The sequence below is a fragment of the Streptomyces sp. NPDC127098 genome, from assembly GCF_042722465.1.
Lineage (GTDB): Bacteria > Actinomycetota > Actinomycetes > Streptomycetales > Streptomycetaceae > Streptomyces > Streptomyces millisiae.
On sequence record NZ_JBHXFJ010000007.1, the window covers coordinates 15686 to 39630 of the forward strand.

At 74.1% G+C, this 23945-nt stretch carries 23 protein-coding genes; 13 read left to right on the top strand and 10 right to left on the bottom strand.

The features are described from left to right. Positions 1-3: 3 nt before the first annotated feature. The 8 genes from ACFWI8_RS06995 to ACFWI8_RS07030 form a co-directional block, all read right to left on the bottom strand. Positions 4-2853, bottom strand: a complete 2850-nt coding sequence (locus ACFWI8_RS06995) for a tetratricopeptide repeat protein (RefSeq protein ID WP_387086766.1) — start codon at positions 2851-2853, stop codon at positions 4-6. Then, positions 2850-4718 (bottom strand): HSP90 family protein, encoded by a 1869-nt coding sequence (locus ACFWI8_RS07000; RefSeq protein WP_387086768.1) that lies wholly within the window; start codon positions 4716-4718, stop codon positions 2850-2852. The genes ACFWI8_RS06995 and ACFWI8_RS07000 overlap by 4 nt, the downstream gene beginning before the upstream one ends. Positions 4719-4749: 31 nt before the next feature. Then, the gene (locus tag ACFWI8_RS07005; protein WP_387086770.1) at positions 4750-5682 is read right to left on the bottom strand and encodes a hypothetical protein; all 933 of its coding nucleotides are present in this window, start codon (positions 5680-5682) and stop codon (positions 4750-4752) included. A 110-nt stretch (positions 5683-5792) separates the two neighbouring features. Continuing rightward, entirely contained in the window at positions 5793-7424 is a 1632-nt protein-coding gene (locus tag ACFWI8_RS07010; RefSeq protein ID WP_387086772.1) for a beta-N-acetylhexosaminidase, read from the bottom strand. A gap of 161 nt (positions 7425-7585) precedes the next feature. Continuing rightward, positions 7586-9151 (bottom strand): pectate lyase, encoded by a 1566-nt coding sequence (locus tag ACFWI8_RS07015; RefSeq protein WP_387086773.1) that lies wholly within the window; start codon positions 9149-9151, stop codon positions 7586-7588. Between the two features lie 314 nt (positions 9152-9465). Next, positions 9466-11421 carry a helix-turn-helix domain-containing protein gene (locus ACFWI8_RS07020; protein WP_387086775.1) on the bottom strand — a complete coding sequence of 652 codons (1956 nt, stop codon included), beginning with the start codon at positions 11419-11421 and terminating at the stop codon, positions 9466-9468. A 34-nt stretch (positions 11422-11455) separates the two neighbouring features. Beyond that, a complete protein-coding gene (locus ACFWI8_RS07025) occupies positions 11456-12862 on the bottom strand; it encodes an MFS transporter (RefSeq protein ID WP_387086777.1) in 1407 nt (468 codons plus the stop codon). 80 nt (positions 12863-12942) lie between these two features. Further along, complete coding sequence (locus ACFWI8_RS07030) at positions 12943-13755, bottom strand: 3-hydroxybutyrate dehydrogenase (protein WP_387086779.1); 813 nt, start codon at positions 13753-13755, stop codon at positions 12943-12945. 251 nt (positions 13756-14006) lie between these two features. On the opposite strand from ACFWI8_RS07030, the gene ACFWI8_RS07035 reads away from it, so the two are divergent. From ACFWI8_RS07035 to ACFWI8_RS07090, 12 genes are all read left to right on the top strand, one after another. Next, positions 14007-14600, top strand: coding sequence for a lytic polysaccharide monooxygenase (locus tag ACFWI8_RS07035; protein WP_387086781.1), 594 nt, complete (start codon positions 14007-14009; stop codon positions 14598-14600). Positions 14601-14741: 141 nt separating this feature from the next. After that, positions 14742-15035 (top strand): gas vesicle protein GvpO, encoded by a 294-nt coding sequence (gvpO, locus tag ACFWI8_RS07040; RefSeq protein ID WP_387086783.1) that lies wholly within the window; start codon positions 14742-14744, stop codon positions 15033-15035. Positions 15036-15075: 40 nt separating this feature from the next. Further along, positions 15076-15525 carry a gas vesicle structural protein GvpA gene (locus tag ACFWI8_RS07045; RefSeq protein ID WP_387086785.1) on the top strand — a complete coding sequence of 150 codons (450 nt, stop codon included), beginning with the start codon at positions 15076-15078 and terminating at the stop codon, positions 15523-15525. Then, positions 15522-16268, top strand: coding sequence for a GvpL/GvpF family gas vesicle protein (locus tag ACFWI8_RS07050; protein ID WP_387086787.1), 747 nt, complete (start codon positions 15522-15524; stop codon positions 16266-16268). Before ACFWI8_RS07045 ends, ACFWI8_RS07050 begins: the two co-directional genes overlap by 4 nt. Continuing rightward, positions 16265-16513, top strand: a complete 249-nt coding sequence (locus ACFWI8_RS07055; protein ID WP_387086789.1) for a gas vesicle protein GvpG — start codon at positions 16265-16267, stop codon at positions 16511-16513. Before ACFWI8_RS07050 ends, ACFWI8_RS07055 begins: the two co-directional genes overlap by 4 nt. After that, on the top strand, positions 16510-16830 hold the full coding sequence (locus ACFWI8_RS07060) for a gas vesicle protein (protein WP_387086791.1): 321 nt from the start codon (positions 16510-16512) through the stop codon (positions 16828-16830). The genes ACFWI8_RS07055 and ACFWI8_RS07060 overlap by 4 nt, the downstream gene beginning before the upstream one ends. After that, positions 16827-17660, top strand: coding sequence for a GvpL/GvpF family gas vesicle protein (locus tag ACFWI8_RS07065; RefSeq protein WP_387086793.1), 834 nt, complete (start codon positions 16827-16829; stop codon positions 17658-17660). The genes ACFWI8_RS07060 and ACFWI8_RS07065 overlap by 4 nt, the downstream gene beginning before the upstream one ends. After that, the gene (locus ACFWI8_RS07070; protein ID WP_387086795.1) at positions 17653-17826 is read left to right on the top strand and encodes a gas vesicle protein; all 174 of its coding nucleotides are present in this window, start codon (positions 17653-17655) and stop codon (positions 17824-17826) included. The genes ACFWI8_RS07065 and ACFWI8_RS07070 overlap by 8 nt, the downstream gene beginning before the upstream one ends. Continuing rightward, entirely contained in the window at positions 17823-18125 is a 303-nt protein-coding gene (locus tag ACFWI8_RS07075; RefSeq protein WP_387086797.1) for a gas vesicle protein K, read from the top strand. Before ACFWI8_RS07070 ends, ACFWI8_RS07075 begins: the two co-directional genes overlap by 4 nt. A gap of 67 nt (positions 18126-18192) precedes the next feature. After that, complete coding sequence (locus tag ACFWI8_RS07080) at positions 18193-18606, top strand: VOC family protein (RefSeq protein WP_387086799.1); 414 nt, start codon at positions 18193-18195, stop codon at positions 18604-18606. 216 nt (positions 18607-18822) lie between these two features. Next, the gene (locus ACFWI8_RS07085; RefSeq protein WP_387086800.1) at positions 18823-19563 is read left to right on the top strand and encodes a polysaccharide deacetylase family protein; all 741 of its coding nucleotides are present in this window, start codon (positions 18823-18825) and stop codon (positions 19561-19563) included. Between the two features lie 57 nt (positions 19564-19620). Continuing rightward, on the top strand, positions 19621-19773 hold the full coding sequence (locus ACFWI8_RS07090) for a hypothetical protein (protein WP_387086802.1): 153 nt from the start codon (positions 19621-19623) through the stop codon (positions 19771-19773). A gap of 10 nt (positions 19774-19783) precedes the next feature. Here the strand turns inward: ACFWI8_RS07090 and ACFWI8_RS07095 are convergent, their stop codons facing one another. Both ACFWI8_RS07095 and ACFWI8_RS07100 read right to left on the bottom strand, forming a co-directional pair. Beyond that, positions 19784-21493 carry a SpoIIE family protein phosphatase gene (locus ACFWI8_RS07095; protein ID WP_387086804.1) on the bottom strand — a complete coding sequence of 570 codons (1710 nt, stop codon included), beginning with the start codon at positions 21491-21493 and terminating at the stop codon, positions 19784-19786. A 276-nt stretch (positions 21494-21769) separates the two neighbouring features. Next, positions 21770-22060, bottom strand: coding sequence for a hypothetical protein (locus ACFWI8_RS07100; protein ID WP_387086806.1), 291 nt, complete (start codon positions 22058-22060; stop codon positions 21770-21772). A 188-nt stretch (positions 22061-22248) separates the two neighbouring features. On the opposite strand from ACFWI8_RS07100, the gene ACFWI8_RS07105 reads away from it, so the two are divergent. Continuing rightward, on the top strand, positions 22249-23241 hold the full coding sequence (locus ACFWI8_RS07105; protein WP_387086808.1) for a PHB depolymerase family esterase: 993 nt from the start codon (positions 22249-22251) through the stop codon (positions 23239-23241). The last annotated feature ends 704 nt before the right edge of the window (positions 23242-23945 follow it).

A 23945-nucleotide genomic window follows, 5' to 3' on the forward strand; every position in this document is an offset into this window, starting at 1 on the left:
CGATCAGCCGGCGATCCGGGCCCGCAGGCGCTCCAGGATCTCGACGGTCTCCCGGTCCCCGGCGGCCCGGCAGCGGCCGATCGTCTCGGCCAGGCGGGCCAGCGCGGCGTCACGACGGTCCAGCTGGTCGGCCTCCAGGACCGCCGCGACGCGGCTCGCCTCGGCGCGGGCCCGCTCGCCGTCCTGGCCGCCCTCGGCGAAGGCGGCGACGGCTGACTCGGCGGCGGAGAGCGCCTCCTCGGGGCGACCGGCCCGGGCCAGGACCCGGGCCCGCAGGTCGCGGTTGACGCCCGTCTCGTACCAGCGGGCCTCCGGCGGCAGCGCGGGGACGAGCCCGTCGGCGGTCGCCAGATGGGCCAGCGCCTCGTCCGGCGCCGCCCGGTCGGCGAACGCGCGGGCCGCGCCCAGGACGGCCTCCGGGTGCGGCGCCGTCTCGTGCAGCGAGAGCATCCGCCGGTAGGCGGCGTCCGCGGCCTCCGTGCTGCCCGCTCTGAGCAGCGCGGTGGCCGCCTCGCCGGCCGCCATGGTGTGCAGGTGCCGGTCCTCCTCCCAGCTGGCGAGGGTGTCCGCCAGCCGCAGGAACTCCTCGGCGGCGGCCCGGTGTTCGCCGGCCGCGGTGAGGCGGTGGCCCAGGCTGAGCCGGAGCTGGGCGGCGAGCCGTGGGTCGAGCCGGTCCGGATCGGCGTCCAGCGCCGACTCCAGCACGGTGGCGGCCTCCGCGTGCTGGCCGGCCCGGGCCAGCGCCTCGCTGAGATCGAAGCGCGCGCCGGCGGCGCCGTCGTGGTCGCCGTCGCGCTCGAACCGGTCGGCCGCCTGGGAGAGATGGGTGATCGCGCCCGTCAGGTCGCCGGTCTGCGCCGAGAGCCCACCCAGCACGGTGTGCGCGACGGCGGTCGGGAAGTCGGGGTCGCCGTGGCGCGCGGCGCCGGCCAGGGCACGGTGCGCCAGGTCGACCGCCTCCTCGGGCCTGCCCTGTTGCCGCAGCACCTGGGCCAGGAGGAACTGCGGCATCGGGGTGCCCCAGGGCCGGTCGGCGGCCTCCAGCGCGTCCAGGCAGGCCCTGAGGTCGACCACGGCCGCCTCCCAACGGCCCTCGTGGGCGGCGACGTCGGCGGCGTAGCGGTGCGCGGAGGCCACCTGGTGCGGCACGGCCAGCCGGGTCGCCTCGGAAAGCAGCGTCGCGTTGGCCTCCGCGAAGCGCTCCCGCGCGCCGGCCGGCGGCTCACCCCGGCCCTCGATCAGCGGCCGGAAGGCGAGGAAGGTACGGGTGTTGAGCAGGTGCAGACGGGTACGGGCGGCCTCGGAACCGGGCTCCGGCGCCGGATGCTCCGCGGCGTCGGCGGCGATGAGGTCGGCGAGCTCGGCCCAGGTCGCGTCGTCGGCCGCGGGGGTCTCCCGGAGGGTGAGGGCACGGGCCTGGTGGGTGCGGGCCCGGCCGGCCAGGCCGGCCGCCGTGTACAGCTCGGCGGCGGTGGCCACGGCGGCCAGGGCCGCGGCTCGGTCGCCGTCGCGCAGCTCGCGGTGGGCGCGGTGCGCGGCGAGGTCCGCGCGCAGCCGGTCGTCCGGCTCGGGGGACGCGGGCCCGGCCTCCTCTACCAGGGCGGCCACCCGCTCCCAGACGGCGAGTTGGTCGGGGTGGCCCTGGTCCATGAGCCGCCTGCCCCGCGCCACCAGGGCGGCGAGGTCCTCGCCCGCGGCGGGCGCTTCGCCGGTCGCGGCCGGGGCGGCGGCCGCCGGGAGCGGGCGGGCGGCGCGCAGGCCGAGCGGTACCGGGGCGGCGTTCACGGGCTCCTGGGCGAGGCGGGCCCGACGTCGGTCGCCGACGTGACCGGTGCCGTTCCGCGCGTCGAAGGCCGCGGCCAGTTCGTCCGCCTCGGCGCCGACGTGGTCCGCCAGGCCGGCCGCCGTCCACTCGGTGCCGGCGGGGCCCGGCACGGCGAGGCCGCCGTGCCCGGCCTCGGTGAGCCGGCGCAGCAGCACCTCGACGCCGGTGAGGAAGTCGAGCCGGTCGAGCGGCGCGCCGGTGGCGGCGAACAGGGGGCGGCTGTCGGAGAGCACCTCGAGGCCACGCGGCTCGTTGCCGCTCAGCGCGCAGAACCGCAGGTGCTCCCCGATCTCCGCCAGCATCCCGGTGACGCCGCGCACCTTGCGGTAGGCCGTGAGGTGGTGGGACCTGGCGTCGTCGACGCGGCCCGCGCGGAGCAGCGGAAGCAGCGCGTGGGAGGCGCTGGTCTGCGGCTCCTCGGCGCAGGAGGACTCGCCGGCCAGGACCGGGTCAAGGGTGGCGAGGGCGAGTTCGTCGTCGCCCGCGTCGAGGTGGTGCAGGGCGAGCCGGCGGGTCTCGCAGGCCGCGCAGTCCGTGAGCCGCTCGCGGGGGCGGGTGACCCACAGCTCGTAGGCGCGGGTCAGCCCGATCCCGGTGTGCGCGGCGAGGCGGTGGCGAACGGCGGCCACGGGCTGCTGGCCGTGGCCGGCGGCCCGGTACCGGTCGGCCATCCGGTCGATCAGCTGCTCGATCGCCGTCAGCGGGACGTCCGGCACCTGGATCAGGGCGGCGATCACCCACTTGAACTGCCACAGGACGGCGAAGGTCCGCCGCTCGTCGAAGGCGTCGGGGCTGCCGTCCAGGAGTTCGAGCAGCTGGGCGAAGGCCACCGGCGCCTTGCGCTGTTCGCCGGCGAACTCATAGGCGGTCATGAGCTGGAGCAGCGCGTCGGCGAGCAGCGCGGGGTCGTCGAACGGCTCGGCGGCCGCCACGATGCTCTCCGCCGTGGTGGTGCGCGGCAGGCCGTAGGGGCGCCGCTCGTTCTCGGCCAGCGCGGCGCGCAGCGCCTCGGGGGTCTCCACGGTCACTCTCCAGTGCTCTCTCCGCCGGCCGACGCCGGCCGCGGTGGGGGGTTGCCCTCGTGGTGCATGGCGTGGTCGAGCAGGCCGAGGAACGCCCGGTTCAGCAGGGCGCTCTCCTGGGCGCGCAGCGGCCGACGGGTGGCCAGCAGCGCCTGCCCGTAGAGCGCTTCCGCGGTGGTGCGGGCCAGCCCCGGGTCGGTGATGGTGGCGGCCCGGCGGACCAGGGGGTTGAGATGGTTGAGGACCAGCTGGGCACGGGGGGTGTCGGCGCGCAGGGATCCGAGGATGTCACCCCACAGGCCGTCGGTGGCGCGGGCGGCGAGGTCCGCCCTGGTGCGTTCGTGCCGGGCGTCGCGGTCGTCGAGGAGCAGCGCGGGCGCGGTGACGGGCTGGAAGCTGCGCAGCACCACGTCGCAGCCGTGGGCGCCGACGGTGTCCCGGGCGAGGGAGAGGAACGCGGAGGCGGCGAGCTCGGCGGCCGGGTCGGCGAAGTCCAGGTGGGCGGTGACGGTCGTCGGGTCGAGGTCGGTGACCTGGCTGCCCGGTCGGATCTCGGGCAGCCGGTGCACCAGTTCGTGGTCGTAGGTGTAGCCGCCGTTGACGATGCCGAGCCCCACCGCGCCGGCGACCGGCGCCACCTGGCGGAACTCCTCCACGGTCCTGGTGACCGCGATCACCGGGTGCGCGCGGGTGAACTCCTCCAGGGTGACCTGCCCGTCGGTCGTCTCGAACGGCAGCCAGGGCAGCAGCAGCCGCAGGAGGGCGTCGTCGAAGCGGGCCAGTGCCTTGGCGGCGAGCTGGTGCACGGCCAGGAAGCGGTGCAGCAGTTCTGGGTCGGCCGCGGCCAGGCCGGCCAGCCAGTCGCGGATGCGGTCGCCGAGCGCGTCGCGGACGGCGGCGAGCGTCGCGTCCTCGTACAGCGACTCGCGGGAGGCGGTGGGGCGCAGTGTGGTGGTGTCGACGACGCAGCGGACGAAGAACGCCCACTCGGGAAGCAGCCCGTCGGCACGCTCGGACAGCAGCATCCCCTTGAGGTGGACGCGGTGTTCGGCGCGCTGGGCCGGGCTGACGGGGGTCGGCAGCACGTAGGCGACGCCGCGCAGGCCGGCCGCCGGGAGGTCGAGGTCGATGGTGTCCAGCGGGGTGAAACCGAACACGGTGCGGCAGTACCCGGCCAGCGCCTCGCGCCGCGCCGTCGGGGTGCGGTGCGCGCGCTCCCACGGAGGCGGTTCGTTGATCCGCGTGGTGGTGCCGTCCGACTCCACCACCGTGACGTCGTGGCGCAGCAGGCTTCCGTAGTGTCGGGCCAGGGCGAGCACCTGGTCGGCGCCGGTCCATTCGGCCGCGTCGGCGCGCGGCGTGAGCCGCACGGTGGTGCCCGGCTCGGGGACCGCCCCGGGCGGGAGGGCGCGCAGCGTGTAACTGCCGTCGCTGCGGCCCCGCCACTCCACGGCGGGGGCCCCGGGCTCGGCGGCCGACCGGCTGACGACGGTGATCTCGTCGGCGACGACGAAGCAGGCCAGCAGCCCGATGCCGAACTGGCCGATGAGGTCCTCACGGGCCGCGGCCAGCCCGGCCGTGTCGAGGCCGCCGCCCGCGGCGCGTTTGGAGCTGCGCCCGATGGTGGCGAGGAAGGTGTGCACGTCCGCCTCGGTGAGCCCGATCCCGGTGTCGGTGACGCTGAGGACCTCGCCGGTGCGGACGGTGATCCTGGCGGGCGCGCCGGGCGTCGCGGCCGCCCGGGCGGTGACCGCGTCCACCGCGTTCTGCAGCAACTCCCGCAGGTAGACCCGGGGGCTGGAGTAGAGGTGGTGTGAGAGCAGGTCCACCAGGCCCCGCAGGTCGACCTGGAAGGCGCGTGTCTCGGTCATGTCGGTTCCCTGGTCCGTCGTCGGGTGTCGCTCAGAACCACACGCCGCAGCGGTGGCGCCAGCGGCGGTAGGCCGGGACGGCGCCCACCGACAGATACCGCCACGGAGACTCCGTCACGCGCCCGCCGAGGGCCCGGAAGAGCTGTCGTGCGGCGCGCGTCTCGCCACCGAGCGCGAAGACCATCGCGAAGGCGTTGTACTCGAAGGCCCACTCCGGGCCTCTGCGGTGGTCGGGATGGCACACGGACCGGTCGGCGGCCTCGCGCAGGGCCCTGCGGACGGTGGGTTGCCCGAAGTAGTGGCTCGGGCGGCCGCCGCGGTCCAGCATCGACTCGATGTGGGCCACCGCGACCAGCACGCCGAGCGGGCTGCCGGGCCGGGCCCCGGTCATCGCGGTCCACGCGAAGTGGTGCATCTCCTCGTCGGAGCCGCCCCACTTCGCCGCCACCTGCTGCAGGTACTGCAGGTGCGCGCCGAGGTGTTCCGGCTGGCGCCGGACGACGGCCTCGAACCGCTCGTAGGCGGGGGTCGGGCCCACTTCGAGACCCCGTCCTGTGATGAGCAGCAGATGCCAGGGCTCGGCCCACGCGGGCTCCCGCTCGGCGACCTCGTACAGCTGCTCCTCGGCGATCCGCAGCCGTTCGTGGAAGAGTCGGAACTGCTCCGCCGACACGTACTTGGCGAGGGTGTCGGTCCTGGCCTCCCACGCCCAGTGGATGTGACAGGAGGCCGAGACCAGCAGGGCGAGCGCCGGCTCCGGCTCCTTCTCGATCACCTCGGCGAGCCACTCCCGGACGCCCTCGCCATCGCCCAGGCCGCGCAGCAGGGGCTCCCACTCGCCCTCGGGTACGGCGAGGAGCAGGTCCCGCACCGCGGGCCAGTCCTGCCGCCGCGCGGCCTCGGCCACCTCGCCACCGGGCTTCTCGACGCGCGGCCACACCCGGCGCGCGACAACCCCCACCACGACAACTCCCCGCCCCTCACCGGATGTTCGCAGAGCATGATTACTACCACACAATTCCTGCTCACCTCGCGTCAGGGCGGCGCGGGCGGCGGTGGCGAGCCGGCGGACGATCAGCGCACCGGCGGCCGGCCCTCCCGGGGACGGCCGGGGACGCCGGGGCGGCGCTGCCAGGGGCGGGGCCCGGACGGCGGCCGGTACTCGACGCCGAGCGCGTCGAGGCGGGCGTAGTGCGCGGCGTCCATCCGGCGCTCGAAGTCGGCGAAGTCCCGCTCGGCGGGCGGCGGCAGAGGCCGCCAGGCGACCTCGGCGAAGGCGGCGAGGCGCGGGAAGGCCAGGTAGTCGACGGCGCGGGCGCTGTCCGTCGTCTCGGTCCAGACGTTGGCCTGGACGCCGATGACGTGCGCGGCCTCCGCCTCGCTCAGGGAGTCGGGCACCGGCTCGAAGCGGTAGACGTCCTCCAGGGTGCGCACGTGCGCGATCGGCACCGGCTCGTCCGGTCCCTCGGCCTGCCGCCAGTCCAGGTAGGTGTGCTGCTCGGGGCACATCACGACGTCGTGACCGGCGCGGGCGGCGGTGACCCCGCCCGCGTAGCCCTGCCAGGACGCGACCACCGCGCCGGGCGCCAGGCCGCCGTCGAGGATCTCGTCCCAGCCGACGAGCCGGCGGCCCCGGTCGGCCAGCCAGCGGTCGAAGTGGCGCACGAACCAGCTCTGCAACTCGTCCTCGTCCGCGAGCCCCAGCTTCCCGAGGCGCCGTTGGGCCGCGGGACTGGCCCGCCACTGGTCCTTGGGGCACTCGTCGCCGCCGAGGTGGACGTACTCGGAGGGGAAGACCTCCAGGACCTCGGTGAGGACGTTCTCGTAGAACTCCAACGTCGCGTCGGAGACGTTGAGCACGTTGCGGCTGATGCCCCAGCGATCCCACGGAGCCAGCGCGGAGGTGTCGACGACGTCCGCGTTGCCCAGCTCGGGGTAGGCGGCGATGGCCGCCTGGGAGTGTCCCGGCACGTCGATCTCGGGGACCACGGTGACGTGCCGCGCGGCGGCGTGGGCGACGATCTCCCGCAGGTCGTCCTGCGTGTAGTAGCCGCCGTGCGGGCGCTCGTCCCACGAGGCCGCGTCCCCCAGGCCGATCCTGCTGCGGGCCCGCCAGGACCCCACCTCGGTGAGGCGCGGGTAACGCCTGATCTGGATCCGCCAGCCCTGGTCGTCCGTGAGGTGGAGATGGAGCACGTTCAGCTTGTGGGCGGCCAGGAGGTCGATGTACCGCAGCACGCCGTCCTTCGGCATGAAGTGCCGGGCGACGTCGAGCAGCATGCCGCGCCAGCGGAACCTGGGGGCGTCCACGACCCGCACCGGCGGCACCGTCCAGGGCCCGTCGTGCAGCGGGGCGCGCCGGAACGCGGCGGGACCGAGCAACTGCCGCAGGGTCCCCGCGCCCCAGAAGACCCCGGCCGGGCCGCCGCCCTCGATCAGCACCCCCGTGGCGTCCACGGTCAGTTCGTACGCCTCGGGGCCGCGCGCCGCGAGCCGTTCGTCGACCCGCAGAGTGACCGTCCCCTCCCCGCCCGCGCCGGCCGGCGGCAGGGGGAGACCGGTCGCCGCCCCGAGCACGGAGCTCAGCCAGCGGGCGGTCGTGCCGCTCGCCGCGTCCGCCGCCACCCGGGTCTCGGGACCGAGGACGAAGGGGGCCTCGCCCGCCGGAGCGGGCCTGAGCTCCCTGGGCGCCGGGACCAGATGCATTGACGGAAACCTTTCGCCGAGGGAGCTACGGCGAGGGTAGGGGTCCGGCCCGCGGCTCACAAGAGGTCTGGACCAGCTCGGGCGGTCGTGGGCGTGGCGGACCGGTCCGGGGGCCGACGGCGGCCCCCGGACCGGGTGGGGGGTGGGGGGAGGGTTCGGTGTTACCCGGCGTACGTCTCGAACTCGGCGACCCTCGGGGTCCCGGACGAGCTGGTGATCTCGAAGGTGATCTTGCGCAGCGAGGTCGCCGGGAAGGTGATGGCGCCCGCGCCGTTGCCGCTGGCCAGGACGGCGCCGGTGTCGGCGTTGACGAGCCGCCACGACCCGATGGCGCCGGTGGAGCCCGCGGCCTCCCGGATGGTGACGGAGGAGACGGTGGTGGCCGAGCCCCACTTGATCGAGATGGAGCCGGTCGAGCCGCTCGGCGACCAGTAGGTGCTCAGGTTGCCGTCCCGCACGTTGCCGTAGCTGGTGCCGCTGGCCTTGCTGCTGCCGTCCGAGTCGGCCGTGAGGCTGAGGTTGGTGCCGGTCGGGGGGTTGGTGGGCTCGGGGTCCGTCGGCTCCGGGTCCGTGGGCTCGGGGTCGGTCGGCTGCGGGTCGGTCGGCTGGGGGTTGGTCGGCGTGCAGCTGCCGTCCGACTCCCGCAGGCCCTTGTTGGCGCCGGCCGTCTGGCTGACGACGCTCGGCACGCAGCTGGCGGCGTCCAGGGTGTAGGAGTAGGGGATGCTGACGGTGGTGTTGGACGTCGGGTTGGGCCCTGCGGGGTTGTTCTCGCTGCCGCGCGCGGACCAGGTCACGTTGTCGAAGGTGTTGCCGTTGACCTGCCAGTAGCCGGCCTGGTCGGTGTAGAAGGTGCCGAGGACGTCCTTGGAGTCCTCGAAGTAGTTGTTGTCGACCCTGGCACGCGCGCCCGCCCGGGAGTTGATGCCGGACTCGTTGAGGCTGACGTAGTGGTTGTTGTAGATGTGGGCGACGCCACCGCGCAGCAACGGCGTGCGGGAGTCGATGTTCTCGTACAGGTTGTGGTGGTAGGTGACGAAGCCGTTCGAGGTGTCGCTCTCGCTGGAGCCGACCAGCCCACCGCGTCCTGAGTTGCGCAGGATGCTGTAGGACAGCGTCACGTACTGGGTGTTGTCCTTCATGTCGAAGAGGCCGTCGAAGCCCTCCGCCTCGCCGCCCGAGGCCTCCAGGGTGACGTGGTCGACCCAGACGTTGCGGACGTCGCTCTCCATGCCGATGGCGTCACCGCCGTTGGACGTGGGGGAGCCCGACTTCTTGACGTTCCGGACGGTCACGTTCTGGATGATGATGTTGCTCGCCTCGCGGATGTGGATGCCCAGCTGGTCGAAGACGGCCCCGTTGCCGACGCCGACGATCGTGACGTTGCTGATCTGCTTGAGCTCGATCACCCCCGCGGCGGTGTTGCAGCTGTCGCCCGACACCTTGGCGGTGTTGCCGTGGTTGATGGTGCCCTCGACCTGGATGATGATCGGCGTGCTGCTGCTGGCCCGGCCGCACAGGGCCTGGTGGATCGCGGTTCCGGTGGTGGCCCGGACGACCTGCCCGCCGGCACCGCCGGTGGTCCCGCCGTTCTGGGTCGCGTACCCGCTGGCGCCGCCCGCCGCCGCCGACGCCTCCGACGTCGACAGCGCCACCACGACGGTGGCGACGGCGAGGGCCATCAAGGCCAGCGCCGCATAGAGTCGCAGTGCGACTGATCGTCCCATGCTCGGTTCGCCCTTCGTCTTCGCGTACTGAACCTTGCTGTGTGCGCCGGCCGCGGGGTCGTGGTGACAGCGCTTCCATGCCTGCCTCGGTCCCGGCGGCCCATCTCGTGTCGACACCGTGGAGGAGAGGTCCCACGCCGGATCGGTGGCGGCTCACGTGTCAAGCGGTGGCAGGGCGTCCGACGGTCCTCGTTCGCCGGGCGCCCGGGAAAGCGCTTTCTGGTTGGGGAGAATAGGGTGGGGCCGTCGGGCTGACAAGGGATCAGACGACATGATCATGGCAATCTCGGGGGGCCCGCGCGGCCGGGGCGGCGTCAGCCGCGGTCGTCCGGCGGGTCCCCGGCGAGCAGGTGGAGCCGGAGCGCGAGTTGGAGCTCCAGTTCGCGCTCCGGGCTGTTCCAGTCCCGGCCCAGAAGCACCCGGACGCGGTCCAGCCGCTGGACGACGGTGTTGAGGTGGACGTGGAGCCGGTCCTTCGCGCGGGTGAGGCTGCGCCCGCAGCCGAAGTAGACCTGGAGGGTGCGGACCAGTTCGGTGCCACGCCTGGCGTCGTAGTCGAGCAGCGGCCCGAGGGTGGCGGTGACGTAGCCGTGGACGTCCCGACCGTCGCCCAGGAGCACGCCGAGGAAGCCGAGTTCCGCGGCGCAGGCCCCGTCGCCGGCCCGTCCGAGGACCGCGAGGGCCCGCAGGCAGCGGACGGCCTCGGCGTGGGCGGCGTACAGCCCGGCCGGCCCGGCCACGGGACCGGCGGCGCCGACCGTGACCGGCGCCCCGAGCAACTGGGTCAGCTGCGCCGCCGCGGCCCTGGCGGCCCCGCCCGGTCCGGTGTCCCGGTGCGGGACCAACAGCACGGTGGCGGTGGCGTGTTCGGCGCTGACGCTGTCGCTGCCGAACAGGTACTGCCGGGCGGCGGCGACCAGCCGCTCGCGGGCGGTGGCGGTGGTCTCGGCGACCAGCAGCAGGTGCGGTCGTTCCAGGTCGACGCCGAGCCGCCGGCCGCGCTCCACCAGGCCGGCGGGATCGCGGTCGGGCGCGGTCAGCAGGTCGGTGATCAGCTCGCCCCTGATCCGGTTCTCGGCCTCCGCGACGGATCTGCGCAGCAGCAGGAGCAGCGCCGTCACCATGCCCGCTCGCTCGAACAGGCGGCGCTCGGCGTCGGTCAGCCGGGGGCAGCCGTGCAGCACCAGGCTGCCGAGGAGCTCCTGGCCGGCGAGCGCGGCGCAGATCCAGCGGTCCCGCCGGTGCACGGCCCGCCCGCTGGCGTGCGAGTCGGCGACGGCCTCGGCGAGTTCGGCCGCGTCCGGCCGGTCGCCGAACGGGCCGCCGCCGCGGCGCACGGCCGTCAGCGCCCGGCCGTCGGCGTCGTGGATGGTGATCGCGCCGTCGAGCAGCCCGGCGACGGCGGTGGCGACCTCCGACAGCTCGCCACCGCGCAGCACCAGGTCGGTCAGCCGGTCGTGGGCCTCCTCGGCGCGCTGCATGGCGGCGGAGTGCGCGCGGATGACGGCGTTGGCCTCGGCGAGTTCGGCGAGCGCCGCCCTGGTGTCGGCCAGCGCCCGGGCGGTGTCGATGGCGATGGCGGCGTGGGCGGCGAGCGAGCACAGCAGCGCCACCTCCTCGGGCGCGAAGGTGCGCGGCGTCCGGTCCGCGGCCATCAGCACCCCGATGACCTTGCCGTCCCGGCCGTCGCCGGTGCCCAGCAGCAGCGGCACCCCGAGGATCGCGACCAGGCCCTCGTCCGAGACGCCCGCGTCGATGGCGCGGGTGTGCAGGAAGCGTTCGTCGCTGCGGTACTCGGGCGTCGCGTAGGGGGTGGCGGTCTGGGCGACCAGGCCGCCCAGGCCCTCGCCGAGGCCGAGCCTGAGGTTCTGGAAGAGCGGCGAGACGGAGCCGTCGGTCACCCGCATGTAGGTGTCGCCGGCCTCCTCGTCGTGCAGGGTGAGGTAGGCGGTGTCCGTGCCGAGGAGGCTTCTGGCCCGGCGGACGATCGAGTTGAGGACGGCGTCGAGGTCGCGCAGCGCGGCGAGGTCGCTCGCGGTGTCGAACAGCGCGGTGAGTTCGGCCTCCCGCCGCCGGTGCTGCCGCAGGGCGCGCCGGATGCGCAGGGCGGCGGCGGTGGCGCGTTCGATCTCCGCCAGCTCGTGCGCCGGGACGCCACCGAGGCGGGCCTCGGTGGCGACGGCGCCGAAGTGCTCGGCCGGGGCGTCCTCGGTCAGCAGGTCGAGCAGCCTGCGCAGGTGCTGGGCGGTCGACGTCGTCTGACCAGTCATGGGTCAGCCATCATGGCAGGTGCCGGGCCTCGGGTCAGGAGGTCGTGCGGGCCTTCGTCGCCACGGTGGCCGCCGGATCGACCGGATCGTCCGTCCCGGGTTCCGCCCCCACCTCGGCCAGGTCACGCCCGCGGGTCTCGCGGGCGGCGAGCAGCGCGAGCACCGTGAGGACGGCGGCGGCCGACACGTACAGCGAGATGGCCCCCGAGCCCCCGGTGGACTGCAGCAGCGCCGTCGCGATCAGCGGTGCCGGCGCGCCGGCGGCCACCGAGGCGAACTGGGCGCCGATCGAGGCGCCCGAGTACCGCATCCGGGTCGCGAACAGCTCGGAGAAGAAGGCGGCCTGCGGGGCGTACATGGCGCTGTGGAACACCAGGCCCACCGTGACCGCGAGCAGCAGCGCCGGGAACGACCTGGTGTCGAGCAGCGTGAAGAACACCCAGGCCCACAGGCCGGTGCCGACCGCCCCCAGCAGGTAGACCGGCCGGCGGCCCACCCGGTCCGACAGCGCCCCGAAGAGCGGGATCAGGCAGAACTGGACGGCGGAGCCGATCAGCACGGCGTTGAGGGCGGTCTGTTGGCTCAGGTCGAGGTGGTCGACGCAGTAGACGAGGACGAAGGTGGTGATGACGTAGTAGGAGATGTTCTCCGCCATCCGGGCCCCCATGGCCACCAGGATGTCCCGCCACGACTGCCGGACGACGGCCACCAGCGGCGGCTGCTCGCCCCGCCCGGCGGCGCGCTCCGCCGCCCTGCGCCGTTCGGCGCTGGCCAGCGCGGCCTGGAAGACGGGCGACTCGTCGACCGAGATCCTGATCCACAGGCCGACCACCACCAGCACGGCCGACAGCAGGAACGGCACCCGCCAGCCCCAGGACTCGAAGGCGGCGTCGCTGAGGAGGGTGGTCGTCAGCGACAGGACGCCGACGGCGATCAGGTTGCCGGCGGGCGCGCCGCCCTGCGGCCAGGAGGCCCAGAAGCCACGGCGCCTGGCGTCCCCGTGTTCCGACACCAGCAGCACCGCCCCGCCCCACTCGCCGCCGAGCGCGAAGCCCTGGACCAGGCGCAGCGCGGTCAGCAGGATCGGCGCGGCGACACCGATGGTGGCGTAGCCGGGCACGCAGCCGATCAGCGTGGTGGCGCAGCCCATCATCAGCAGGCTGATCACCAGCAGCTTCTTGCGGCCCACGCGGTCGCCGTAGTGGCCGAAGACGAGGGCGCCCAGCGGGCGGGCGGCGAAGCCGACGGCGTAGGTGAGGAACGACAGGAGGGTGCCGGTGAGCGGGTCGGACTCGGGGAAGAACACGTCGCCGAAGACCAGCGCGGCGGCGGAACCGTAGAGGAAGTAGTCGTACCACTCGATGGTGGTGCCGATCAGGCTCGCGGCGACGACGCGGCGGAGCTTGTCGGGAGCGGGCTTGGCGGTTGTCGGGGCGGCCATGGACACCACTTCCGTAGCTGGGGACTCGGGATTGGGGACTGGGGAGTTGTCGGGGTGGGTGCCGGCGGGCGCCGGCCTGGTCAGTGGGCGGTCCAGCCGCCGTCGAGCGGCAGCGAGGCGCCGGTGAGGTAGCCGGTGTGCGGGCCGCACAGCCACAGCACGGCCCGGGCGACCTCCTCCGGCTCGATCAGGCGCTTGATCGCGGGGCGCTCCAGCATCACGCGGCGGACCACGTCCTCGGCCGGCATGCCGTGGGCGCGCGCCTGGTCGGCGATCTGTTCCTCGGCCAACGGGGTGCGCACGAAGGCCGGGTTGACGCAGTTGCTGGTGACGCCGTGCGGGGCGCCCTCAAGCGCGGTGACCTTGCTCAGCCCCTCCAGGGCGTGCTTGGCGGTGACGTAGGCCGCCTTGTAGGGGCTGGCGCGCAGCCCGTGCACGGAGGAGATGTTGACGACCCGGCCCCAGCCGTGCGCGTACATGTGGGGGAGGGTGCGCCGGAGGATCCGGAACGGCGCCTCCACCATCACCCGCAGCAGGAGGGCGAACGTGTCGGGCGGGAACTCGTGGAGCGGCGCGACGTGTTGGAGCCCCGCGTTGTTGACCACGACGTCCGCGTCGGCGGGGAGCGCGTCCACCGCGTCGGGGTCCGCCAGGTCGACCACGCAGGCGGTGCCGCCGATCTCCTCGGCCGTCGCCCGGGTGGCCGCCGCCGCCCGGTCGACCACGAGGACGTGGGCCCCGGCGGCGGCCAGGGCGAGCGCGCAGGACCGGCCGATCCCGCTGGCGGCCCCCGTCACCAGCGCGGTGCGCCCGGTGAGGAAGGGGACGTCGGGACCGGTGCCGGCGCCTCCGGCGGTCGACGCGTCGGTGTCGCTGCTGGGGTTGCTGTCCATGGCGGCACAGTAGGAACGGCGGCGGCCGCCCCCCATGGTGGCGGACACCACTCTTCGACCGGCCGCAGTGGCTGCCGCCGCTATAGGCCGTCGCCGCGGCCGCGCGGCGCACTCCGCCGCCGACGCGGCGAGCGGCGGCGTCATTGGTATGGACATGCCTATTGGTCGGCAGTAGCGTCGAAGTTGGTCTGGACCACAGCACGGCATCCCCCACGGAGCGCTCACCCCCCACAACTCTCCGGGAGCGAAGCATGCGCAGCAGGATCGGCACGGCGGCCATCGGGGCCGCCCTCGCCGCGGTCTCGGTCGTCGCCACCGCCGGCACGGCCGAGGCCCACGGATACCCCACCACCCCGACCAGCCGTCAGTCGTTCTGCGCCCAGGGCGCGGTGAGCGGCTGCGGCTCGATCGTCTGGGAGCCGCAGAGCGTGGAGGGCCCCAAGGGCTTCCCACAGCTCGGCCCGGCCGACGGCACCATCTGCTCGGGCGGCAACCAACGGTTCGCCGAACTCGACGACCCGCGCGGCGGCGCCTGGCCCGCCACCCGACTGGCGGCCGGCCAACAACACACCTTCAGCTGGCGGTTCACCGCCGCCCACCGCACCACCGACTTCCAGTACTTCATCACCGACGACGACTACGACCCCACCCGCCCGCTCACCCGCGCCGACCTCGAACCCCGGCCGTTCCTCACGGTCCCGATGAACGGCGCCCAACCCGGCGCGACGGAGAACCACCAGGCGACCCTGCCGGCCGGCAAGTCCGGCCGACACCTGATCGTGGCGGTCTGGAACGTCCACGACACGGCCAACGCGTTCTACGCCTGCTCCGACGTGGAGTTCTGACCGGACGCCACACCCGGCCCGGCGGCGGGCGCCGCGACACGACGTCGAACCACCCGCCGCCGGGCCAACACGTGTCCGCGCGACCGGCCGGCGAAGACCCGAGGTTTGGGCACGCTCCGCACAAGGAACCCGTCGTGCGCCATGGCTGAGAAAGCAGAGGAAGAGCAGACCAGCAGCGCGGGCACGGCAGTCGACGTGCTCCGCGCGGCGGGCGCGGAGTTCGCCGGCCTGACCGGGTTGCGCGCCGAGGCGGTGACCCGCCTGGAACGCACCCGGGACGGCTGGGTGCTCGAGGCGGAGGTGACCGAACTCGCCCGCGTTCCCGACTCGATGAGCCTCATGGCCAGCTACGAGGTCACGGTCGACGAGCGGGGCGGGATCACCGGCTACCGCCGCGTCCGCCGCTACGAACGCGGGCGGCCCGACCCACGGTGAGGACGGACCGCCCCCGGAGAGCCGGCAGGAGGAAGAACCCATGACGACAGTCGCACCGGCGGCACCCTCGACGGCCGCGGGCCCGCGGAACAGCGGGCTGTACGACGTCCTGGAACTGATCCTCGACCGCGGGCTGGTGATCGACGCGTTCGTGCGCGTCTCACTGGTCGGCATCGAGATACTCAAGATCGACGTGCGCGTCGTGGTCGCCAGCGTGGACACCTATCTGCGCTTCGCCGAGGCGTGCAACCGGCTCGACCTCGAGTCGGGCGCCAGCAAGGAACCGGGCGTCCCGGAACTCGTCGGCTCGGTGACCGAGTCCGGCGCCCGAGGCAAGTCCAAGGGGGCGATCGCGGGCGCCGCGGAGTCCATAGCCGACGCCTTCCGCTCCGGCTCCGACTCCGCCGCGTCCGGCGACACCGAGAAGGAACCACGGAAGGGCCGCCGCACCACGACCGGCACGCGCCGCGAGAAGGAGGCCGCGGAATGACCACCTACGTCTACGCCGTCACCCCGGCCGGACCGGCCGAACTCCCGGAGGGCACCACGGGCGTCGGCGACCCGCCCCGCGCGGTACGGCTGGTGCGGGAGGGCGGGTTGGCCGCGGTGGTCAGCGAGTGCCCCGCGGGGACGCGACCGCGACGGCGCGACCTGTTCGCCCACCAGCGGGTGCTGACCACGGTGTCCGCGGCCGGGCCCGTGCTCCCGCTGCGCTTCGGCAGCGTCTGCCCCGACGACGAAGCGGTGCGCGACACCCTGGCGGAACACGCCGACTTCTTCCTCGAACAGATGGAGACCGTCGTCGGGCGGGCCGAGTACAACGTGAAGGCCGCCCACCGCGAGGAGGTGGTGCTGCGCTCCCTGCTCGCCGAGGACCCCCGTATTCGCGAGCTGAACGAGGCGACCAGAACGCGTCGCGGCGCCCACCGGGACCGCCTCCTGCTGGGCCAGCTGCTGGCCGAGGGCGTGCACCGGCGCCGGGAGCTGGACGCCACGGCGGTGACGGAGGCCCTCGCCCCGCACGCCACGCGCGTGCACCGGGGAGCGGAGGCCGCCGACCGGTTCCTGAACCTGTCGCTGCTGGTCGGCCACGACGAGGCCGCCGCCTTTCTCGCGGCCGTAGAGGCCCAGCGCGAGGGCAACCCCCAGCTCGAACTCAGGGTCACGGGGCCGCTGCCGCCGTACAGCTTCGTCCGCACGCCGCCCGCCCAACACGCGGAGGCGGCGGGATGACCGGACTGCTGCGCGAACTCCTGCTCCTGCCGATCGCCCCGGCACGCGGCGCCGGCTGGGTGGTCGAGCAGGTCGTGCGGGAAGCCGAACGGCGCTACTACGACCCGGCGGTGATCCAACACGAGCTCGCGGAGCTCGAGGAGCGCCTCGTCGGCGGAGAGATCGACCTGATCGAGTTCGAGCGCCGCGAGGAGGAACTCCTCGACCGACTCGAACACGCGCCGCCGACCGGGGGCCGGCCATGAGCACCCCGGCGACCGGACCCTACGGCGCCCTGGAGACCCGGGGCGGAGCCAACCTCGCCGACATCCTCGAACGGGTGCTGGACAAGGGCGTGGTGATCGCCGGGGACATCCGGATCAACCTCCTCGACATCGAACTGCTGACGATCAGAATCCGGCTGCTGGTGGCGTCCGTGGAACGGGCCAGGGAGATGGGCATCGACTGGTGGGAACACGACCCCGCCCTCTCCTCCGGCGCCAGGTCACGTGAACTCGCCGACGAGAACGAGCGGTTGCGGCAACGCGTCGCGGCGCTCGAGGAGCGGGAGCGGACACCGTGAGAGACGACACGCACAACGACACGGAGCGGGACGAACTCTGGTACGTGTACGCGGTCACCCGGGCGAGGGGCGCGGACTCCGTGCGCGAGGAACTGCGCGGGCTCGACGACGCTCCGGTCCACGCGCTGCGGGACGGCGCCCTCGCGGCCGTGGCCAGCCCGGTGCGCGCCGCGGACTTCGCCGAGGAACCCCTACGGGCCCACCTCGAGGACCTGGGCTGGCTCGAACGGACGGCCAGGGGCCACCAACGAGTCGTGGACGGGCTGCTGTCCACGGGCTGCGTGCTGCCGATGCGACTGGCCACGGTCTGCCGCGACCCGGCCGGGGTGCGTCGACTCCTGACCGGCAACCGGGCCGGCCTCGAAGCGGCCATCGAGCGCCTCGACGGATGCGCGGAGTGGGGCGTCAAGATGTACGCCGAACCCTCCTGCGCCACCCCTTCGGACGGTGCGGCCACGAACCCGCCCGCCTCGGGCCGCGACTACCTCCGCCGCCGGCGGGAGGGCGCCCGAGCCGCCGAGGAGGCCGCCAGGAACGCCGCGGAGTCGGCCCGCGAGGTGCACGAGACGCTCACCGCGGCCGCCGAACGGGCAAGGCTGCACCCGCCGCAGGACCCGCGCCTCTCCGGCGAGCCCGGCCAGAACGTGCTCAACTCCGCCTACCTGGTCCCGCGCGAGCGGGAGCGGGAGTTCTCCGCCCTCGCCGGCCGGTTGGCCGGCCGCCTCACCGCGCACCGCCTCACCCTGTCGGGCCCCTGGGCACCGTACTCGTTCGGCGCGGCGGCGGCCGGCGCCACCGCCGACGCGGAAGGGAGCCCATCCGGTGACTGAGCCGGCGGCACGTCAGGTCGCGCTGGTGGACCTCCTGGACCGACTGCTGGCGGGCGGCGTGGTGCTCACCGGGCACCTCACGCTGGCGATCGCCGACGTCGACCTGGTGCGCGTCGACCTCAACGCCCTGATCAGCTCGACGAAGCCGGCCGGGCGGCCGCTGTGAGCCCCGGCCGCGTCGAACTGGACCACGACACGGTGGAACGCGATCTGATGCGGCTGGTCCTCACGGTCGTCGAACTGCTGCGCCAGCTCATGGAACGCCAGGCCCTGCGCCGCGTGGACGAGGGAGACCTCACCGAGGACCAGGAGGAACGGATCGGCCTGACACTGATGCTGCTCGAACGGCGGATGGCCGAACTCCGCACCCGCTTCGGGCTGACCGTCGAGGACCTCAACCTGGACCTGGGCCCGCTCGGCACCCTGTTGCCCCCGGAGGCCACCCCGCCCCCGCCCGACCGATGAGTCCGGCTCCCGCGTCGAGTCCTACCGGACGACGAACCGACTCGACACAGAGGGAGCCCACCCAGCGATGTCCAACCCGCCCGTCGTCATCAGCCTGCCCATCGCCGACCGCCGAACCTCCCACCGCTTCTACCGCGATGGCCTGGGCCTCGCCCCCGTCGGCGAGCCGGCCGATGACGGGGTCCCGGAACCGCTCAGGTTCGCCCTCAACCCCGGCGCGCACCTGATACTGATCCCCACGGGCGGCTTCGGCTGGGTGATCGGCGGCCGCGAGGTCGCGGAGCGTGGGCACAGCGAGTGCGTCCTCACCGTGCACGCCGGCTCCGCGGCAGCCGTGGACGACCTGGTCGAGCGCGCCCGCCGCGCGGGCGCCGGCATCGTCACCGACCCGGGCCACCAACCATGGGGCTACGCCGGCACCTTCGCCGACCCCGACGGCCACGTCTGGATGGTGACCGCAGGCGAGCACCCGTTCGACTGAGACCGTTCGCCGCGCGGCCGGCCGCGCGGCGAACGGTTGTCGGCACGGCGGGTGGTCGGTTCCGACAGCCGTCGGCTTATCACCGCCCCGGGCCCGTGACACGGTGCGAACACCCGTAGCGGTGAGGGCGTGTGCCCTCGCCGCCGGACGTGACGTGCCGTACCCGGAGGAGGGAACATGTTCGGCCTCACTCACAGGCGCCACAGGTCCGCGACGTTGTTGACATCCCTGATGCCCGTCCGCGCCCAACGCCGGAAGGGGCGGCCCGGCCGGCCCGCGCTGCTCACCGTCGTCGCCGCGGCCGTGGCGGCCTCCGTGCTCTCCGCGCCGCCGTCCTCCGCCGAGGGCGTCGGCCAGCGGGCCGCCTGCGCCAACGGCTACGTCGGCCTCACCTTCGACGACGGACCGAGCACGACCACGACGCCGGCGCTGCTCAACGCCCTGCGCGCCGGCGGCGCCAGGGCCACCTTCTTCATCTGGGGCCAGCGGGCGCAGCAGAACCCGAGCCTGCTGCAGTCGACGGTCGCGGCCGGCATGTGGATCGGGAACCACACCTGGACCCATCCGCATCTCACCCAACTCGGGCAGGCCGCCGTCCAGGACGAGATCTCCCGGACCCAGACCCTCCTGCGACAGGCCACCGGACAGACCCCGACGCTGTTCCGGCCGCCGTACGGCGAGACCAACACCCAGGTGCGGGACATCGCGCGGCAGCAGGGCATCACGGCGGAGGTGCTGTGGAACGTGGACTCCAGGGACTGGGCGGGCGCGAGCACCGCCCAGATCGTCCAGGCCGCGTCCACCCTGCGGAACGGCGACATCATCCTCATGCACGACGGCTACCAGACCACCGTCAACGCCGTCCCCCAGATCCTCTCCGGCCTGTCGAGCCGCGGCCTCTGCCCGGGCCGGATCATCGGCGGCACCGACCTCCGGCCAGTCGTCACCGCTCCCTAGGCAGAACACCTGGCCGGCGCCCCTCTCCGCCCCGCGGCGGGGACCGGCGTCGACCTGGTGCTGGTCGCGGGCGGTGCCGACCGGATGTGGCCGTCCCCGCGCTTCGCCCACGGCGGCACCGCGCACGCCGACGCGGCGCTGGGGGCGGCCGTCTGGCCGCACGTGCTGGCGGCCGTCCGCGGCGACCGGACGCCCTCGTCGGCCTCCTGACGCCCCGTCCTCATGTGGTGGCGCGCGGGATGCGGACGGTGAGCAGGGCGACGTCGTCGTCGTTGTCGGTCGGGCGGCTGCGCTCCAGCAGTTGGTCGGCGAAGGAGTCCAACGGGCGGCGGGCCAGCGACGCGGCGTGCCGACGCAGGCGCTCGAGACCGGCGTCCAGGGGCTGTCTGCGGGTCTCGATCAGGCCGTCGGTGTAGAACACCAGCGTCGAGCCGGGCGGCAGGTCGACGTGCGCGTCGACGCGGGGCCGGGCGGAGGCCGTACCAAGGAGGATCCCGTTGCCCTCCTCGAGGTAGCGGGTCACGCCCTCGTGGTCGACGAGCAGCGGGGGCGGGTGGCCGGCGCTGGCCCAACGCAGCGTCCAGCGGCCGGCGGCTTCGGCGGTCAGGCGGGCCAGGATCAGGGTCGCCATGCGGACATCGGTGATGTGTCCCATGGCCTCGTCCAGGGTCTCCACGATGCGGTGCGGGGGCTGGTCCTGGGACCACGCGAAGGCGCGCAGCATGTTGCGCAGCTGGGCCATGCCGGCTGCCGCCTCCAGGTCGTGGCCGACGACGTCGCCGATGACCAGCGCCGTGTCGCCACAGGGGAGGGTGAAGGCGTCGTACCAGTCGCCGCCCACGTGCGAGGCGTCAGGGGCGGACAGGTAGCGCGTCGCCATCTCCACCCCCGCCAGGTCGGGGAGTTGGGGCAGCAGATAGCGCTGCATGGTCTCGGCCACCTGGCGCTGGCGCTGGTAGTGGCGCGCGTTCTCCAGCGCGATGCCGATGCGTCGGGCTATGTCCTCCAGCAGGCCGAGGTCGCCGGTGGTGAACGCCTCGTCGCGACTGGTGCGGCCCAGCGTGAGGGCGCCGAGCACTTCGCGGGGCCCGCGAACCGGGGCGATGGCCGCGGTCTGGATGCCCGTCGCCTTGAACAGCCTGCGCTGCTCCACCGCGATGCCGCTGTCGGGCGGACCCTCGTAGGTCTCAGGACCGGTGACCGTGGACGCCGCGCCTCGCAGGGCCTTGGACAGGGGCATGGTGGAGGTCTCGGGCACCGGCGGCATGGGTCCCTGCAACTCCTCGTGCTCTTCCAGGGCGCCGGCCCCGGCCCGGACGACCAGGGAGCGGGTGACCTCGTTGGCCTCGGTGATCAGGTCGATGACGGCCCAGTCCGCGAACCGGGGGAGTATCAGCTCCACCACCCGGCGCAGGGACTCGCGCACGTCGAGGTTGTTGATCAGCTGGGCGGTGGTGTCGGCCAGCAGGGCCAGCCGTTCCCGCTCCGACAGGGCACGGGCCGAGTGGGCGGCCGGCCGCGCGGTGTCCTCCTCCGGATGCGCGGTGGGATGGAAGGCGATCAGCGCGCTCATGCCCTGGTCGTTGGGCTCGTAGGGGAGGGAGAACCACCGCACGGCCAACAGGGTGCCGTCGCCCCGCGGGAACCAGGCCCGGTCGGTCTGCGCGCGCTGTGACAGCAGTTCCCTGGTCCGTGCGCAGGTGTCCCGGGTGAGCGGACGCCCCCGGGAGTCACGGTGCAGCAGATCGTGGGCGTCCTGGCCGACGGTCTCGTCGGCGGAACGCGCCAGCAGTTCCAGCGCCCGGGCATTGGCCCAGACGATGCGCCCGGCGTCGTCGACGGCGTACACGCCGACACTCACCTGCTCCAGCGCCTCGCCCGGCCCCGGTCGGCCACATGCCGCCACCGGTGCGTTCGAACTGCTCGCCATGGCGGCTCTCGTCTTCACATCGCTCCCGTCGAAGCCCGGGCGCCGGTGCCCGGGAGGAACCGTCGGCGGCCACTCCTCCCTGCCTCCCGCCTGGACGGGCAGGCAGGCGGTGGTCGACGCTGCCGGGAACCATACCCGGTGAGATCAGCTCCATGGCGGAGAGCGATCTCGCCCCCCCCGGCGCCCCGTGCGCCCGGCCGAGCCCGGACACGTCGGAGCGGTCGGACGCCGCCGCTCCGGCGACGCGCACCCGACCGCCCGGGGTGTCGCGCTCCCCTACAGACGACGTACCCGGGACGCCACCAGATGGCCGATGAACAGGTAGACGACGGCCGCGAGACCATAGCCGCACACGACCCGCGCCCACTCCTCGTCGAAGGTGAACAGGTCGTGGGACCAGCCGGCCAACCACCGTGACAGGTCTCTGACCAGGCCGACCAGATCGTTGCCCGGGTTGGCATCCAGCAGGTACATCAGGATCCACAGGCCGATGACGAGCGCGGCGACGTCCGCGACGACGGCGATGGCCTTCGCCACGGGACCGGAACGTACCTTATAAGCGGACATGTCATTTCGTCTTGCCCCTGGCGGCCGGTTGAAACGCCGCCCATGTGACCGGGCCACACAGGTCGGCTCCCCGGCATGGCGGCGGCCCTCGTATCCGGTTGCCCACGCCGGTCCTACGGTGCGCCCAGGCGAACCCAGGAGACGAGCGGCGCCGGGCCGGACGGCGGCGGTGCCGGAAGGGATCCACCATGCCGAGAACCGCGTTCTTCCCCCGCCGGGCGGCCACCCTGCTGACCGCCCTCGTGTTGAGCCTGATGTCCGTCCTGGCCGCGGGCGGCCCGGTCAGGGCCGCCGTGCCGCTGGAGCGCGTCACGTCCTTCGGATCCAACCCCGGCAACCTGGTGATGTACCGCTACGTGCCGGCCGGCCTGGCCGCCGGCAGCCCGGTCGTGGTGCTGCTGCACGGCTGCGGGCAGCGCGCGCAGGAGTACGCCGACAACGCGGGCTGGCGGAAGTTCGCCGACGCGGACGGGTTCGCGCTGGTCGTGGCCGAGCAACAGTCGGCCAACAACCTCAGCCGCTGCTTCAACTGGTTCGAGCCGGGCGACGTGGCCCGCGGCGGCGGGGAGGCGCTGTCGATCCGGCAGATGGTCGACCACACCCTCGGCTCGCTGGCCGCGGACCCGGACCGGGTGTATGTCACCGGGCTCTCGGCCGGCGGCGCCATGACCGCCTCGCTGCTGGCCGCCTACCCCGACGTGTTCGCGGGCGGCGCGGTGATCGCGGGCGTCCCGCACGGCTGCGCGAGCGGGATGTTGGGCGCGTTCTCGTGCATGTACCCCGGCCGCGCCGAGACGGCGCAGTCCTGGGGCGACCGGGTGCGCGCGGCATACCCGGGCTACACGGGACGGCGTCCCGCGGTGTCGCTGTGGCACGGCGGCGCCGACCACACGGTGGCCACCGCCAACCTGGCAGAGTCCGTCAAGCAGTGGACGAACGTCCTCGGCGGCGACCAACAGCCGGACGCCATCTCGCAGTTGCCCGCCGGCACCATCCGCTCGGCGTACCACACAGGGGCGGGCGCCCCGCCCGTGATCGGCTATCTGACGCCGGGCAACGGTCACGGCACGCCGGTCGCGCCGGGCGACGGGGCCCAGCAGTGCGGCAACGCGGCGGCCTACTTCCTCGCCAGCCTCTGCTCCAGCTACCACATCGCCGCGGACTGGGGCCTGACGGATTGACGGTGCCGCTGACCGGCGCGGCCGGTCGGCGGGGGGCGACTACCGTGCCTCCGGGGCGAGTTGGGCCGGCTCGTCCAGGCGGAGCGGGGCAAGCGAGACCTCCCACAGCCGCCGGGCGCGGGCCGGGTCGGCAGCACAGGGGTGGGGGGCCACAGCACGGGACGACCGAAGGCCATCATCCGGCGCGGCCCGTAGAACTAGCCGGAGACCGCCGCGGGGTCGGTGGCGGCGCGCAGCTGGGGCCCCACCGGGCAACCCGGCCAGGCCCGCACCGCGCTCGAGCCGCCACCCGGCCGCTGCAGTTCCTCGGCGAGCCCGCGCCGAGCAGCGCGCGGGCCTCTGATGCCGGTGCTCAGGACTGTCAGTGCGCGAGCGTTCGCGACGGGCGTCGGGGTGCTCACTCTCGTCACGTGCGCCGGTGATCGGGAGGCTCGAACGCCTGAGGCTGAGACGTCCGAGCCCGCGACCGCAGGACACGGTGCCGGCGACGGAGCGATGCGCCGGGACCATGTCCGAGGACGCGGTGCTGGCGGTGCGGCGGATGGCAGACAGTGACGCGTTAACGATGCCGCTGCTGCCACGTCGGCTGACTCGACGACCGCACCGCCCGGCAGCCGCCCCCGACGCGGCCAGGCACCGACGCGCCAACGGAACCGGACCCTGTCCGGCACCGTCTCCGATGGCATCCGAGCGCCACCGCACCC